General features: G+C 65.7%; 15 protein-coding genes. 2 read left to right on the top strand and 13 right to left on the bottom strand.

Annotation, left to right across the window (positions count from 1 at the left end; all coding sequences use genetic code 11):
• Window positions 1-107: 107 nt before the first annotated feature.
• The 4 genes from QRN11_RS10435 to QRN11_RS10420 form a co-directional block, all read right to left on the bottom strand.
• Window positions 108-2288: a 3-hydroxyacyl-CoA dehydrogenase NAD-binding domain-containing protein gene (locus QRN11_RS10435; RefSeq protein WP_285250906.1), complete on the bottom strand. Its 2181-nt coding sequence runs from the start codon at window positions 2286-2288 to the stop codon at window positions 108-110.
• The gene (locus QRN11_RS10430; RefSeq protein ID WP_285250905.1) at window positions 2285-3592 is read right to left on the bottom strand and encodes a thiolase family protein; all 1308 of its coding nucleotides are present in this window, start codon (window positions 3590-3592) and stop codon (window positions 2285-2287) included. Before QRN11_RS10430 ends, QRN11_RS10435 begins: the two co-directional genes overlap by 4 nt.
• Window positions 3593-3880: 288 nt before the next feature.
• Complete coding sequence (locus QRN11_RS10425; RefSeq protein WP_285250904.1) at window positions 3881-4567, bottom strand: type 1 glutamine amidotransferase domain-containing protein; 687 nt, start codon at window positions 4565-4567, stop codon at window positions 3881-3883.
• A gap of 39 nt (window positions 4568-4606) precedes the next feature.
• The gene (locus QRN11_RS10420) at window positions 4607-5206 is read right to left on the bottom strand and encodes a TetR/AcrR family transcriptional regulator (protein WP_285250903.1); all 600 of its coding nucleotides are present in this window, start codon (window positions 5204-5206) and stop codon (window positions 4607-4609) included.
• 124 nt (window positions 5207-5330) lie between these two features.
• Between QRN11_RS10420 and QRN11_RS10415 the strand changes: the two genes are divergently transcribed.
• Complete coding sequence (locus tag QRN11_RS10415) at window positions 5331-6260, top strand: NAD-dependent epimerase/dehydratase family protein (RefSeq protein WP_285250902.1); 930 nt, start codon at window positions 5331-5333, stop codon at window positions 6258-6260.
• 188 nt (window positions 6261-6448) lie between these two features.
• Here QRN11_RS10415 and QRN11_RS10410 read toward each other — a convergent pair whose 3' ends face one another.
• The 7 genes from QRN11_RS10410 to QRN11_RS10380 form a co-directional block, all read right to left on the bottom strand.
• Window positions 6449-7780 carry an HRDC domain-containing protein gene (locus QRN11_RS10410; protein ID WP_285250901.1) on the bottom strand — a complete coding sequence of 444 codons (1332 nt, stop codon included), beginning with the start codon at window positions 7778-7780 and terminating at the stop codon, window positions 6449-6451.
• Between the two features lie 89 nt (window positions 7781-7869).
• A complete protein-coding gene (locus QRN11_RS10405) occupies window positions 7870-8520 on the bottom strand; it encodes a DUF3000 domain-containing protein (RefSeq protein WP_285250900.1) in 651 nt (216 codons plus the stop codon).
• A gap of 58 nt (window positions 8521-8578) precedes the next feature.
• Complete coding sequence (locus QRN11_RS10400) at window positions 8579-9676, bottom strand: threonine aldolase family protein (protein WP_285250987.1); 1098 nt, start codon at window positions 9674-9676, stop codon at window positions 8579-8581.
• A 44-nt stretch (window positions 9677-9720) separates the two neighbouring features.
• Complete coding sequence (locus tag QRN11_RS10395; protein WP_285250986.1) at window positions 9721-10467, bottom strand: SDR family NAD(P)-dependent oxidoreductase; 747 nt, start codon at window positions 10465-10467, stop codon at window positions 9721-9723.
• 44 nt (window positions 10468-10511) lie between these two features.
• A complete protein-coding gene (locus tag QRN11_RS10390) occupies window positions 10512-11879 on the bottom strand; it encodes a DUF6421 family protein (RefSeq protein WP_285250899.1) in 1368 nt (455 codons plus the stop codon).
• Window positions 11880-12020: 141 nt separating this feature from the next.
• Window positions 12021-12539 (bottom strand): peptide-methionine (R)-S-oxide reductase MsrB, encoded by a 519-nt coding sequence (gene msrB, locus QRN11_RS10385; RefSeq protein WP_285250898.1) that lies wholly within the window; start codon window positions 12537-12539, stop codon window positions 12021-12023.
• Window positions 12540-12553: 14 nt separating this feature from the next.
• Window positions 12554-13045: a hypothetical protein gene (locus tag QRN11_RS10380; RefSeq protein ID WP_142058153.1), complete on the bottom strand. Its 492-nt coding sequence runs from the start codon at window positions 13043-13045 to the stop codon at window positions 12554-12556.
• A 133-nt stretch (window positions 13046-13178) separates the two neighbouring features.
• Here QRN11_RS10380 and QRN11_RS10375 point away from each other — a divergent pair, with 133 nt between their 5' ends.
• A complete protein-coding gene (locus tag QRN11_RS10375) occupies window positions 13179-14480 on the top strand; it encodes an alpha/beta hydrolase family protein (protein WP_285250897.1) in 1302 nt (433 codons plus the stop codon).
• Here QRN11_RS10375 and QRN11_RS10370 read toward each other — a convergent pair.
• Together QRN11_RS10370 and ybaK are read right to left on the bottom strand one after the other, a co-directional pair.
• Complete coding sequence (locus QRN11_RS10370; RefSeq protein ID WP_285250896.1) at window positions 14477-14671, bottom strand: hypothetical protein; 195 nt, start codon at window positions 14669-14671, stop codon at window positions 14477-14479. The genes QRN11_RS10375 and QRN11_RS10370 overlap by 4 nt on opposite strands.
• A gap of 98 nt (window positions 14672-14769) precedes the next feature.
• Window positions 14770-15276: a Cys-tRNA(Pro) deacylase gene (gene ybaK / locus QRN11_RS10365; protein WP_285250895.1), complete on the bottom strand. Its 507-nt coding sequence runs from the start codon at window positions 15274-15276 to the stop codon at window positions 14770-14772.
• Window positions 15277-15290: the final 14 nt, after the last annotated feature.

The following is a 15290-nucleotide window of genomic DNA, read 5'->3' as shown; positions in this document are numbered from 1 at the left end:
TGAGGGGCAACAAACACAAAGGGCCTGTCATACACAAGGGCTCCGTCCGGAGGAACCGGACGGAGCCCTTGTGCGATGCTTCAGCTGAGGCGCTGGCCTCTAGCGCTTTACACGTTCGCCGGGTTGTCCGCTGCCTTGCGGGAGGCCACTCCAGGCGGGAGGAAGCGCTTGCCGTTGACCCGTTCCGAGGCTCCCACCCGGTCAAGGTAGGGGGTGATGCCGCCCAAGAACAGCGGCCAGCCGGCCCCGAGGATCATGCAGAGGTCGATGTCTTCGGGCCCCGCCACCACACCTTCGGCCAGCATCAGGCCAATCTCCTCGGCGAGGGCGTCCTGGGTGCGGCGCAACACCTCGTCGCCGGTGGATGGGTTGGTGCCAAAGGACAGCAGCGACAGCGTGGATTCAGGGATCACCTGGCCGCCGTCAGGCCCGGGAGCCCACAGGCCCTTGACGCCGTTGTCGATGAGCTTTTGCAGGTTGGCGGACACTGTGAAGCGGTCGCCGAAGGCCGCATGCAGCGACTCCTGGACGTGCTGCGCCACGGGAAGGCCAACCATCGCGCCGAGGGTAAACGGAGTCATGGGCAGGCCCATGGGGCGGAGGGCGTTGTCCGCCACCTCGGCCGGAGTGCCTTCATCGAAGGCCGCGGTCACTTCGCCCATCAGCCGCAGCAGGATGCGGTTCACTACAAACGCGGCGGCGTCCTTGACCAGCACCCCGGTCTTCTTCAGGGCCTTGGCCAGTTCAAAGGCGGTGGCCAGCACGGCGTCATCGGTCCCCGGGGCCCGGACGATTTCCAGCAGCGGCATCACGGCCACGGGGTTGAAGAAGTGGAAGCCCACCAGCCGTTCGGGATGCTGAAGGTTCTCCGCCATGGCCGTGACAGACAGTGACGAGGTGTTGGTGGCCAGGATGCACTCCGGAGTAACGATCCCCTCCAGTTCGGCGAACACCTGCTTCTTGACGTTCAGCTCTTCAAAGACCGCTTCGATCACAAAGTCCGCGTCGGCGAAAACATTCTTCGAAACGGAACCGGTCACCAGCGCCTTGGTGCGGTTGGCGGCATCCTGGCTGATGCGCTGCTTGGCCAGCAGCTTGTCCACTTCGGCGTGGACGTAGCCCACGCCTTTGTCTACCCTGGCCTGGTCAATGTCCGTCATTACGACGGGCACTTTCAGTTGGCGTGCGAACACCAGCGCGAGCTGGCTTGCCATCAGGCCCGCGCCCACCACCCCTACTTTGGTCACCGGGCGCGCCAGCTTGCGGTCCGGGGCGCCGGCCGGACGCTTGGAGCGCTTCTGGACCAGGTCCAGGAAGGCATACACGGTGGCGCGGAATTCGTCGGTCTGCATGAGTTCGGCGAGCGTTTCGCACTCAAGTGCCGCGGACTCGGCCTGGGTCATGGTCCGGTTGGCTTCCAGGATGTCCAGGACCTTGCCGGGAGCAGGAGCCGCATTGGACGTCTTCGCTTCCACCAGTGCCCGGCCGGCAGCCACTGCTGCCGACCAGCGCGCGGCCGTTTCCGGATCAGCGGGGTCGACGGCGTTGGGACGCTTTGCCGCCACCTCACCGGAGATGACCTTCCCGGCCCAGGCCAGGGACTGCTCGAGGAAATCCGCGGGTTCGAACATTGCGTCGGCGATACCGAGTGCGAAGGCCTGCGGGCCGGTGAGCGTCCGGTTGTTGCTGAGCGCGTTCTCGATCATGACCTTCACCGCGTTCTCCGGGCCGATGAGGCGCGGCAGGAGGTACACGCCACCCCAGCCGGGAACCAGGCCAAGATAGGCCTCCGGCAGGGCCAGCGCACCCGCACCGGTGGACACAGTGCGGTAGGTGGACTGCAGGGCAACCTCAAGGCCGCCGCCCAGGGCTGTGCCGTTGATGAACGCGAAGCTGGGAACGCCGAGGTTGGCGAGTGTGCCGTACACGTCGTGGCCCAGCTGGGCCATCCAGAGTCCGTGCTCGCGCTCTTCCAGGTTCTTGACGGCGGAGAGGTCCGCTCCGGCCACCAGGAAGTAGGGCTTGCCGGTCACGCCCACACCGACGATCTCGCCGCGGCCGGCCCGCTCCCGGAGCTCCTCAAGCACCGTGCCCAGCTCCACCAGGGTGTTCGGCCCCAGGGTGGTGGGCTTGGTGTGGTCCAGGCCGTTGTCCAGCGTGATGAGGGCGAAGGTGCCGGGGCTGGGCTTGCCGGCCGGTGCCGGGAGCTCGATATCCCGGACGTAGGAGTGCGTCACGGTCTCGTTGGGGAACAGATCGGCAAGCTTGGTGAAATCTGCGGCGCTCATGCGGCTCCTTCGGAAACGGTTTCGGTGTTGAGGGTCCGGACTTCGGACGGCCCCGGGAGGGTTCCGCTGTAATCGGCGTGGTGCGGGTTCTCCCAGATCACTGTGGCTCCCATCCCCAACCCTACGCACATGGTGGTGATGCCGTACCGCACGGAGTGATCCTCCTCAAACTGGCGGGCCAGCTGGTTCATCAGGCGCACGCCGGAGGACGCGAGGGGATGGCCCACCGCGATGGCACCGCCGTAGCGGTTGACGCGGGAGTCGCCGTCGGCAATGCCGAAGTGCTCGAGGAAGCTCAGGACCTGGACGGCAAAGGCTTCATTGATTTCGAACAGGCCGATCTCGTCGATGGACAGGCCGGCGTTTTTCAGTGCCTTTTCGGTGGCGGGGACGGGGCCGATGCCCATCACTTCAGGCTCGACTCCCGCATAGGCGTAGCTGACCAGCCGCATCCGGACCGGCAGTCCCAGTTCGGCAGCGGCATCGGCGGATGCGAGGATGGCGGCCGTGGCGCCGTCGTTCAGTCCCGCGGCATTTCCTGCGGTAACCCGCCCGTGTGGACGGAACGGGGTGCGGAGCGCTGCCAGGTCTTCCACTGTGGTGCCCGGCCGCGGCGGTTCATCAACGGTGTTGAGGGTCCAGCCCTGGCCCGGCTTCAGGGTTGCCACCGGAACCAGGTCCGGCTGGATCCGGCCGTTGCGGCGGGCTGCATCAAACTTGGTCTGTGAAGCCACTGCATAGGCGTCGGTCCGGTCTTTGGTGATGGACGGGAACCGGTCATGGAGGTTCTCTGCGGTGTTGCCCATGTTCAGCGCTGCCGGGTCCACCAGCCGTTCGGACATGAACCGGGGATTGGGGTCGGCGCCCGAGCCCATCGGATGGTTGCCCATGTGCTCCACACCCCCGGCGATGACCACGTCGTAGGCGCCGAAGCCGATGCCGCCGGCGGTGGCGGTGACGGCGGTCATGGCGCCCGCGCACATCCGGTCGACGGCAAAGCCGGGCACGGTCCTGGGAAGTCCCGCCAGCAGGGCTGCGGTCCGGCCCAGCGTCAGGCCCTGGTCGCCGGTCTGGGTGGTGGCGGCGATGGCCACTTCGTCGACGCGTTCCGGCGGGAGCGACGGGTTCCGGCGCAGCAGTTCCCGGATGCATTTCACTATCAGGTCGTCGGCCCGGGTTACGGCGTAGATGCCTTTTTCTCCCGCCCGGCCAAAGGGGGTGCGGAGGCCGTCGACAAAAACGACGTCCCGGACAGTGCGCGCGGGTGCGCCGCTGCGCTCTCCGCTGTTGCTGACTGTGCTCACGTGTAACTCCTCATCGAGACATGGGCGCCGGTGCGCGCCGGTAGACGGCGGCAGCCAAACGGCAATGCTCTCGATGTTACTCGCCAGTAACATAAGCGGCAAGGCCCTCCCGCTGGGACGCTCTCTCACTTAATGCGGCTTATCGCCCAACGCTCTCTCACTTTCGTCAAGAAAGTGAGCGAGCATTGCCAGAATTCACGCATCAAGTGAGAGAGCGCTGGCGTGGCGGTGTTCTGTGGTCGCTTGCTGTTGCAACGGCGCGACCACTAGCGAGCAGCAGTAGGGCAGCTAACTTAGGAGGGTAGCGACTTTCTGGGCAGTCTCCTTGGCCGACCCTGGGTTTTGTCCTGTGACAAGGTTGCCATCAGTGATGGCGTAGGAGACGAACGGGAGCAATGCCTTCTCGTAAAGTGCCCCGCGGCTCTTCATCTCCTCCTCAGCGTTGTAGGGCACTAGCTTCTCAACCCTGGCAAGGACCTCTTCCTGCCACGCGAAGCCGGTTACCTTCCGGCCTTCAACGAGGAGGCTGCCATCGCTAAGCCTGGTGTTGAGCAGGCCGCAGTATCCGTGGCAGACAGAGGATACGACACCGCCTCGTTCCCAGATTTCGCGCGTGACTTTCTCCAGGCCTTCGCTGTCAGGGAAGTCGTACATGACCGCATGGCCGCCGGTGAAGTAGATGGCGTCGAAGTCAGCCGAGTTGATGCTCTCAGGGCCGGCGGTGTTTTCAAGAAGGGTCATCTTGGCCGGGTCGTTCCGCCAGGACTTGGCCGCCTTGTCGTAGCTGGGGAATTTAAGTGACCGCGGTTCCAGGGGAGAAGGGCCGCCTCGCGGGCTGACGATGGCCTGCTCGAAACCGTGGTCCTCGAACACGGCCCAAGCGTGAGCCAATTCGGACAGCCACAGGCCGGTGGGGTGGGTCGGGTCATCGTAGTGGCTGACGTTGGTGACGACGTGGAGAATGCGCTTGGTCATGGTCGTACTCCTCAAGTGGGTGGCCGGGTCGGGGCTTGCCTAGGTGCCGGGTTCCTTGTCGCCCAGTGCGAAGATGGCCCCAACTGCCGACTGCACGCGCGCCGCGACGTCGTTGTCGGATTGAGGCCGCAGCTTGCCGTCAAGATGCAGGAACGCCAGGCCGTGGGCCATGCTCCACAGCGCGATGGAAAGGTTGGACTGGTTGGCGCCCGGGAAAAGGCGCTCGATCGATTGGTTCAACATCTCGTGGAGTTGCTCCGAGGCCCGCACGCGTTCACTGTTCTCCTCGTCGCATTCGTTACCGAACATTAGCCGGAATACGGCTGGGCGCCTGAGGGCGAATCCAACATAGGCAACTCCCAGGGCTGCGATCACGTCCTCAGGCGCAGCCGGCTGCACCGACTCGGCCAGCGCAGCTTCGAGGTCTGCTAGAAGGTCCTTGAATCCTTCGATTGCAACTGCGCTGTCGAGCGCTTCCCTGTCCGCGAAATGCCGGTATGGCGCGGTGGGGGATACGCCTGCGCGACGAGCGACTGCACGCAAAGAGAAGGATTCGCCCGCTTCAAGACTTTCGATTGCGGCGGCGAGCAGGGCTGCGCGGAGGTCGCCATGGTGGTAGCTCCTGGTTGATGTTGACACTGCTAACTTAACCCTTCTACGCTGATGTAAGCAGTGCAAACATATCGCATGGGGGAACTCATGTCATCCATGTCTTTATCCGCGTGATGTTCATTTCTGGCGGATCGGAAGCTGAGGTTGGAAAATGCAGACGATACTGGGCGCAAACGGGCAGATCGCGGTGGAGCTGGCCCGGGAGCTGCACCGCGCATACACCACCGATCTGAGGCTCGTCAGCCGCAATCCCCGCAGGGTCAACGGGTCCGACGCCGTGGTGAGGGCGGACCTGCTCAACGCCGGCCAGACAGCCTCTGCGGTTGAGGGTAGCGACATCGTCTTTTTCGCCGCTGGGCTGCCCGCAAATACTGAAATCTGGGAGGCGCAGTTCCCGACGATGCTGCGGAATGCGCTGGACGCCTCTCGGACTGCCGGTGCAAAGTTCGTCTACTTCGACAACACTTACATGTACCCTCAGGACGATAGTGTCCAGACTGAACAGACGCAGTTCGCTCCCACAGGACGTAAGGGCCGGGTCCGCGCGGCGATGGCGTCAATGGTGCTTGCGGAGATGGCCCGGGGCGATATACCTGTCCTCGTGGCCCGGGCGCCCGAGTTCTACGGGCCAGGCCGGACGCAGAGCTTCACCAACGCCCTGATCATCGACCCTCTCAAGGCCGGCAGGAAACCTCGCGTCCCGGTGCGGGATGACCGCCTTCGAACGTTGATCTGGACCCCGGACGCGAGCCGTGCGCTGGCGCTCCTGGGCAACACGCCGGACTCCTATGGGCAGACGTGGCATCTTCCGGTTGCTGGCGAGCGGCCAACCTACCGGGAATTCGCCAACATGGCCAGCGAGGCGTTCGGTCAGGACGCTGGTTACACCGTCGTGCCACGGTGGGCTCTGAACGCCGCCGGTCTGGTTTCTGCGCAGGTCCGGGAGCTCAGGGAACTCCTCCCGCGCTACGAGCATGACAACCGCTTCGACTCCACGAAGTTCACCTCGCGTTTCCCAGAGTTCGCAGTTACCACCTATGACGAAGGACTTGCGATCATCCGACGAGAAGCAGACGCCTGACCACCAAAACAGCCGCCGGCATCCTAGTCACCGGCAACTAGCGATATCTACCAATCGGTAAAGGCCGCCACATAACCGCAGATTTGACGATATTCAGGCGCGAAGTGAGAGAGCGTTGCCAGAATTCACGCCTTAAGTGAGAGAGCGTTACAAAAAAGCGCGCATTAAGTGAGAGAGCGTCGGGCGGGCTATCCGGCGGCGGCCACGTCCGGCTTGGGTTCCTTGGCCGGGAGCGGCTGCGGGTGGAGGAACGCGTCGGCAATCAGGGGCGCTGCCAGTTCAACCTGCCACTCGCGGGCACCCAACGCCCGGAGCTCGGCAGCGATGGAGGCCGCACTGGTCTCCGCCGGGGGCCGCCACGCCACGCGCCGCAAGTAATCCGGGGTCAGGAGGTTCTCCAGAGGGAGCTTCAGCTGGTCGGCCTTCTCCTGCAGCATGGGCCTTGCTGTGGCGAGCCGTGCGGCGGCTTCGGGGTCCCGGTCGGCCCAGACCCGGGGAGGCGGTGGGGCATTGGTGGCCAGGTGCAGCGGGGGGAGTTCTTCCAGGTCCCGGGCTGTGGCAATGCAGCGCAGCCAGCGGGGAGCTTCGCGCTGGGCTGCCCTGCCGTGGAAGCCCTTGGTTCCCAGCAGCTGGGGCACCGTGGACGGCATGGCCTTGGCTGCGGCAACAAGCGCAGAATCGGGGATCAGCCGGCCGGGCGCGACGTCCCTCTTCTGGGCCAGGGAATCGCGTTCCAGCCACAGCTCCCGGACGGCGGCCAGCTGGCGCCGGTCGCGGATCTGGTGCAGGCCGGAGGTTTTCCGCCAGGGGTCGACGCGGGCGGGAGGCAGTCCGGCAGCCAGGATGGCGGCGAACTCCTGTTCCGCATACTCGAGCTTGCCGTCCGCTTCGAGGAGCTCGATGAGTTCTTCCCGCAGTTCGGTGAGGACCTCAACGTCCAGGGCGGCGTACCGGAGCCACGGCTCGGGAAGGGGTCTGGTGGACCAGTCTGCCGCGGAATGCTCCTTCGCGAGTCCGAAACCCAGCAGCTGTTCGATGACGGCGGCGAGTCCCACCCGGGGCAGGCCGGCCAGGCGGGCGGCGAGTTCGGTGTCGAAGAGCTTGTCCGGCCACATCCCGAGCTCGTGCAGACAGGGCAGGTCCTGGCTGGCGGCGTGCAGGATCCACTCCACGCCGCGGAGGGCTTCGTTGATGATGTCCAGGTTGTCGAAGGGTTCGGGGTCGATCAGCCAGGTACCGGCACCTTCGCGGCGGATCTGGACCAGGAACGCGCGCTGTCCGTAGCGGAAGCCGGAGGCACGTTCGGCGTCCACGCCGGCCGGTCCGGTGCCCGCGGCGATGGCGGCTGCGCACCGCTCCAGCCCGGCCTGCGTTTCGATGACCAGCGGAACGCCGTCGCGGGGCGAATCGAGTTCAATGATTTGGGGGATGGGGGCGTCGAAGCCCTCCACCGTGATGTGGGGTACGGTATCAGCAGCCGGGACGCCGGCCGTGGTGTTTTCCGGAATGTTAGGGGTCATGATGCCTTCAGTTTACCGGCCGGCCGATTCCGGGCTGACGCCGAGACCCCGCGGGGCTTTCGTCCGGAATTCGCCGCACGCCACCGGCGCTAGTTCCGGCGCCGCTGCGGCAGCGGGGTGACGCCGTCCGGAAGCGGCGGCAGGCCGGCGAAGGTGCACACCATGTCGGACCAGGCTTCGAGGTGGGCGGTGACATCGGAGGTGGCCGGAGTCCAGGAGGCGCGGAGTTCGATGTCGATGGATCCCGGCCTGTCCGCCAGCGTTCCAAAGCTTTCGGAGAGGACCCGGGTGGCCGTGCCGCCGGCGGCGCGGTAGGGGGCCTTGTGGTTTTCGAGCGCCTCGACCAGCCAGGTCCAAGCCACCGTTCCCAGCATTTCGTCGTTGCCCATCTCCGGTTCGAGCTGTGCCCGGATGTAGGTAACGATGCGGAACTCGCCGTCCCACACCGCCGAGCCTTCGGGGTCGTGAAGCAGAATGAAACGTCCCGTTGCCAACTCTGTCTCGTCGTCGTCGGCTGTTCCCGAGGCAGCAGCCAGCGCCATGGCGGCAGGACCGTGCAGGGGAGTGGCGGCCGCGTTGGGTCCGGGCGCGAGGACCTCTGCGCCGAGCGCTACGGCAAAGGGAGCCAGGCGTGCCGGCGCGGGGATCTCCGCCAGGCGGAGTTCCCCGCGGCACCGGGCTTTCCTGAGGGTTCCCAAGGCGTGGAGAAATTCCGGGGGAACCTGGTCAAGTGCGTTCACCTTCGCAGGTTACGCAACGGGGCCGGGGACGGCGGGAAGGCTCGCCGTCGCCGCGCGACTAGCTCGCCGTGCTGCCGCGGTAAGCGCGAAGCTCATGCCTGATGGCATCGGCAAAGGCATCGATGTCCTCCTCGGTGGTATCGAACGAACACATCCAGCGCACCTCCCGGGCGGCCTCGTCCCAGTCGTAGAAACGGAAGGACTGCCGCAGCCGGTCGGCCACGCCCTCGGGAAGGATGGCAAAAACGCCGTTCGACTCGGTTTTCTGCGTGGGCTGCACACCGTCAATGGTGTCGACGGCGGCGCGCAGCCTGGCTGCCATCGCATTGGCATGCGAGGCGGAACGCAGCCAGAGGTCGCCTTCCAGGAGGGCGATGAACTGCGCGGACATAAAGCGCATCTTGGACGCCAGCTGCATGTTCATCTTGCGCAGGTACACCAGCCCGTGCGCAGCCTCGGGGTTCAGTGCAACCACCACTTCGCCGAACAGCAGCCCGTTTTTGGTGCCGCCGAAGGAGAGGATGTCCACGCCGGCGTCGCGGGTGAATGCCCGCAGCGGCACCTGGAGGTGGGCGGCCGCGTTCGCCAGCCGGGCGCCATCCATATGGAGCTTCATTCCCTTGGCATGGATGTGGTCGGCGATGGCCCGGACTTCTTCGGGCGTGTAGCAGGTGCCCAGTTCGGTGGTCTGGGTGATGGAGACGGCGAGCGGCTGGGCGCGGTGCTCGTCGCCCCAGCCCCAGGCCTCACGGTCGATCAGTTCAGGCGTGAGCTTGCCGTCCGGGGTGGGGACGTGCAGGAGCTTGATGCCGCCGATGCGTTCCGGCGCGCCGTTTTCATCCATGTTGATGTGGGCGGTGGAGGCGCACACCACCGCACCCCAGCGGGGAAGCAGCGACTGCAGGGACAGGACATTGGCGCCGGTGCCGTTGAAGACCGGGAAGCTCTCGATGCCGGGGCCGAAGTGGCCTTCCAGCACCTCCTGCAGCCTGGCCGTGTACTCGTCTTCGCCATAGGACACCTGGTGGCCGTCATTGGCGGCGGCCAGGGCCGCGAGGACTTCCGGATGGACGCCGGAATAGTTGTCCGAGGCGAACCCGCGGACGTTGGGATCGTGCAGCCGGATCCCGGCGGCAGTTTCTGCTGTTGTGGTCATGGCTTTGGTCACGCTTTCAGTCTAGGTTTCGCCGGGCTGTGCCGTCAGGGCGCAAGCCGGAGCCTTGTGCCGTTCAGCTGGTCCGCGGATGCGTCGAAGAGTCCGACGACGGCACGGGCAAGGTCTTTCACGTCCGTGGCGCCGGGGAAGCTGCGTTCCGGGTGGCTGCGGCGCATCGCGTCGTCCACCAGCGCTTTGACCACCAGGACGACGGCGGCCGGTCCGGTGCCGTTGTCCGCGCCTGGACGGTCGGCGGCTGCCCGGCGGAAACCATCCGCCACAGCCATGGTCCAAGCCTCCGCCGCTGCCTTGGCGGCGACATAGCTGGCCGTGGCCGCTGCCGGTTTTTCCACGGCGGTGGAGGACACCATGGCGAAGCGGCCGCGGCGCGATGCGGCAATGTCGTCGTAGAACACCCGCGACACGTTCCGGAGCGTGGTGATGGCGCCGCGTTCCAGGAAGTCCCAGTCCTCATCGGTCTGGTCGCTGATGCCTTTGGCTCCGCGCCAGCCGCCCACCAGGTGGATCACGGCATCAACGGTACCGGCGTTCCCGTTTCCGCCGGCCGCGCCCACGTCCTTCCTCAACTGCCTCACGTCCGCCAAAGCGGCGAGGTCGCACACAAGTCCCGTGACGCCGTCGCCCGCCTGTTGCGCTGCCGCTTCGATCCGCGCCTGGTCCGAGCCCACGGTGATCACACGGTGGCCGGCATCGTGCAGCGCGCGTGCGACGGCGATGCCGGACGCGCCGCTGCCGCCGGTCACCAGGATGTTCAGGCGGGGTACGTCCACGGCAGGCGCCGCTGGCGCTGTTTGAGCTGTTGCCGGTTCCTCCGTCACAGTGCGGAGGCTCCGGTGATTCCGGCGGTGGATTCGATCACGGGGCGCATCTTTTTCTCCAGTGCTTCGTAGAACATGGACAGCGGGAACTCGTCGTCAAGCACCTGGTCCGTCAGGCCGCGCGGGGGGCCGGCCAGTGCCAGCCCTTCCGGTCCCTTGGCCCAGGCTGATGCCGGGTTAGGAGTAACGGTAGCGGAGATGAGCTTGTATGCGGCGAGCCAGTGGGCGGTTTTCGGCCGGTCGATGGAACGCCAGTACAGCTCATCGATGCTTGCTCCCAAGGCGATGACGGCGTCGGCAACTTCGTCCCAGTCGATGGTGAGCCGCGTGTCAGTCCAGTGCAGGACGTGCTGCTGGTGCAGCCAGGCGAACAGCAGCTGGCCGCCGAGTCCGTCATAGTTGCGGACGCGGCTGCCGGTGATCGCAAAGCGGAAGATGCGGTCGAAGATGATGGCGTACTGCACCAGCTTGGCGTGGCGGCGTGCCTCCGGGTCGGCGTCGTCGTCCTTCTCGATCCGGACCGATTCGCGGAAGGCGGTCAGGTCGCAGCGCAGTTCCTCCAGCGAGTACAGGAAGTACGGCATCCGCTGCTTGATCATAAAGGGATCGAAGGGCAGGTCGCCGCGCATGTGGGTGCGGTCGTGGATGAGGTCCCACATCACAAAGGTGGCCTCTGTCAGGTCCTGGTCAGCGAGGAGTTCGGCCGCTCCTTCAGGGAGTTCCAGGCGTGTGGTTTCCGCGGCGGCCTTGAGCACGCGGCGGAAGCGGGCGGCTTCCCGGTCAGCGAAGATGGCACCCCAGGTGAACGTGGGGGTTTCGCTGACGGCCACTGTCTCCGGGAACAGCACTGCGGAGTTGGTATCGTAGCCGGCCGTGAAGTCGAGGAAGCGGATGGGAACGAAGAGTTTGTTTGAGTACTCCCCGCCTTCAAGGCCTGCGATGAACTCCGGCCAGATCACTTCAATCAGGACGGCCTCAACCAGCCTGTTGCTGCTCCCGTTCTGGGTGTACATGGGGAAGACCACCAGGTGCTGGAGGCCGTCCTGGCGCAGTTCCTGCGGCTGGAAGGCGAGCAGCGAGGACAGGAAATCGGGGATGGCGAAGCCCTTGGCTTCCCAGGCGGCGAAATCCGCGCAGACCGCATCCAGGTAGTCGGCATCGTGCGGGAAGGCGGGGGCCAGGGCGCGGACCGCATCAACGATGCTGCTGACATACAACGATGCCTCGGCATGGTTTGCGGCGTCGGGAATGGAGCCGTCCTTCACCTGCAGCAGCTGGATGGCCGTGGCGGCCGCCTTGAGCCTGGTCCAGTCCTGGTTTTCCGCGGAAATACCGGTGGAAGCGGTGATCAGTGTTTCGGTCATCGTCGGCGCCTTTCTGGTTGCTTGCTATCTATGGCGAGCGTAACAAGCAACCAGCAGGACTAATCTGAAAAGCGGCCTAGCCTAAGAAAAGCTTTTCCTTCGGGCCGTAGGACCAAGGAGAAGGTCCAGCCTTTCCTGATCTCAGGCTTCCGTTGCTGGCCCGCTGGCCTGCGGTTCTTCGCGCGGAACGAGCTTCAGGGAGACGGAATTGATGCAGTACCGCTGGTCCGTGGGTGTGGGGTAGCCCTCGCCGTCGAACACGTGCCCCAGGTGGGAATCACAGGTGGCGCAGCGCACCTCCACCCGCTCCATGCCGAGGGTGCGGTCGTGGATGTAGCGGACGGTGCCTTCAGCCAGCGGTGCAAAGAAGGAGGGCCACCCGCAGTGGGAATCAAATTTCTCATTGCTGGTGAACAGTTCCGCCCCGCACGCCCGGCACTGGTAGACGCCGGCAGTATGGGTGTCCCAGTATTCACCCGTGAACGGACGCTCGGTGCCGGCCTGGCGGAGTACGTGGTATTCCTCCGGCGTGAGCTCCTGCCGCCACTCTGCATCGGTCTTCTGGACGCTCGGCTCGGCGGCGGGGGACTCGGGAGCCGGATCTGCGTCCTTGTTTCCGAAGAGGTTCTTTCCCAGGATGTTGTTTCCGAAGATGCTCATAGCCTTCTCAACGCTCAGGAGTCGCCGATAAATCCCGAACCTGCATACAGGTGCAGGACGGGCAGGCCCAGCTGGTCCTGGGCCTTGTTCGCCCAGTCAGTATGGAACGTATCCGCCACGGCGTGCGGCCGGGTGACCACCACGGCCTGGGAAGCACCGCTTTCCTTCACCTTGGCTACCAGGCCCTGCACCGCGCCGCCGTCGACAACTTCTCCCGTGACGCCCGCGCCGAGCCCCGCCAGCGCTGCCAGCGACACCGCGAGGGTCTCCGCCGCCTGCGCCCGCTCGGAGGCAGGATCCGGGGCATGGGATGTCAGTTCGCGGAATGCCTTGGCAATGTCCAGCATGGAAAGGTTCTCAAGGAAGTCCACCAGCAGATGGCGTTCGGTATTGGCCGGAACCAGGACCAGGAGCCGCGTGTCTCCTCCGTCCACAAGACGCTCGATGTTCAGGCGGTCGTCCGCGCCCAGGGGTTCTTCGGTCAGGATGACGATGGGATCACTCATGGCCTTAGCCTAGTCCCGCGCAAGGTGCGCCCGCACTGGTTCAGGGGTCTGCCGGGCTCAGGGATGTGCCGGGCCGTTGCGCCCCCGGGCGGCAAATACGGCCTGCCGGTGCCGGGGCGGTAAGAATAGTTCCATGGCACTTTTCCAGCGCAGCAGCCCCGCACCCCTCCTGAATACCAAGGATGCCGGCACCGGCCTGTCGTTGCGGACCAAATGGGCCATCGGCGGGGCTATCGGCGGAGGTGCGCTGGCCGGGCTGCTGGCCACGGGATCGTCAGCGCTCGCCGTGTACTTTGCTCGCCGCGTCATCACCCCCGCGCGCCAGCGGGCGGCAAACCAGGAAGTGCTGGCCGTGATCCGGGACGGCAACGGGCAGCAGGTGATCATGGCAGCCAATGAGGACACCACCGTTGACGGCGTGTACGGGTTCTTTTTCGACGGCGGCAAGGGGCACGCCCGGATCGGCCGCATCGTTTCCTATTCACCGGCTGAGCGCACGGTGTCCCGCGAGGTGGAAGCGGTCTACGCAGGGGACCTCACCAAAGCGCGCTGGGGCTGGTGGAGCGGGGCCCTCTACCCGGACCCGGCCGCCGTCGGGATCCCTGCCGAAGACGTCATGATCGAGGTGGACCGCGGGCAGGCGCCGGCCTGGCTGGTCCGTGCCGGCGGGACGGCGCGGACCTGGGCGGTGATGGTCCATGGACGCGGCGCCACACGGCAGGAGGCCCTGCGCGCCGTCGGGCCCGCGCTGGAGCTGGGACTGACCAGTCTGGTGGTGTCCTACCGCAATGACGGGCTGGCGCCGTCCGCCGACGACGGTCGTTACGGCCTGGGGTCCACGGAGTGGCGCGATATCGAGGCGGCCATTGAGTATGCCTTGGCGAACGGGGCCGAGGAGATTGTGCTGTTCGGCTGGTCCATGGGCGGCGCCATCTGCCTGCAGACTGCGGATCTGTCCCGCTACCGTCATTTGATCCGGGCCATGGTGCTGGATGCGCCCGTCATTGACTGGGTGACCGTGCTGGCCCACCACGCCCAGCTGAACAAGATTCCGTCACTGGTGGGGCGGTACGGGCAACTCATGCTGGGGCACCCGCTGGGCCGGCGCCTCACCGGGCTGTCCGCACCGGTGGACCTCAAGGCGATGGACTGGGTGTCGCGGGCAGTTGAACTACGGACGCCCACCTTGATCATCCACAGCGTGGACGATGAGTATGTGCCCTACGGCCCGTCCGCGCTGCTGGCAGAACGCAATCCGGAAATGGTCACCTTCGAGGCCTTCAACCATGCCCGGCATACCAAGGAGTGGAATGTTGATCCGGAGCGCTGGGAGCGCGTGGTCAAAGCGTGGCTGCGGAAACAGCTGGCGCCCCGCCTGAATCCGGGTGCAGCCAGGCAGGGACGCGACGCTGCACTGCGCGGGGAACGCGCCTAGAAGTCGCTGGTCGGCATGTCCGGACGGGTGGCATGTGGGTGGTCGCGGTCCGACAGCCGTTCCGACCACATGGCGCCGTGCCGGTCCACTTTTCCGCAGTTCACGCAGCGCCGGCCGAAATTGCCGTCAGCGTCCTCTTGGGCCAGCCAGTGGTGTCCCAGGTTGATCTTGCACAGCAGGGCCTTGAGCATGCCGTTGCTCCTGAAAACTGCGGCCCCGGCGGCTGACGGGACTGATGGATGGTGCCGCGATTATATGCCTGTGACACCTGGATCAGTCTCCCCTTTTTCTAGTCCTTCGAAGCCTGCACCGAGCTGATGGGCGCGGTGACGGCGTGGGTGAGACGGATCAGGTCCGCGGGTGCCAGCTCGATGTCCAGGCCTCGTTTGCCGCCCGAGACCAGCAACGTCTCCAGCGCCAGGGCGCTGTGGTCCAGGACTGTAGGGGAGGGAAGCCGCTGGCCGAGCGGGGAGATGCCGCCAAGGACGTATCCGGTGCGCCGCTGGGCGGCAGCAGGGTCCGCCATCGCCGCCTTCTTGGCTCCCATGGCGGCTGCGAACGCTTTGAGGTCGAGTGTGCCGCTGACCGGCACGATCCCCACCGTCAGCTTCCCTTCGACCTCCACCATCAGCGTTTTGAAGACCTTTCCAGGTTCGATTCCCAGCGCCTGGGCAGCTTCGGCGCCGTAACTTGCGGCGGCGGGATCGTGATCGTAGGGATGCACCACAAAGGGAACCCCGGCGGCCGCCAGTACGGCGGTGGCCGGAGTTCCCTGTGATGCGTTTTTGCGTGCCATCGGTTCCGGGCGGA

This window comes from Pseudarthrobacter sp. fls2-241-R2A-168, from assembly GCF_030209335.1.
Classification (GTDB): domain Bacteria; phylum Actinomycetota; class Actinomycetes; order Actinomycetales; family Micrococcaceae; genus Arthrobacter.
The sequence above is the reverse complement of the archived record's forward strand: the minus strand, read 5'-3'. Positions and strand labels throughout refer to the sequence as shown.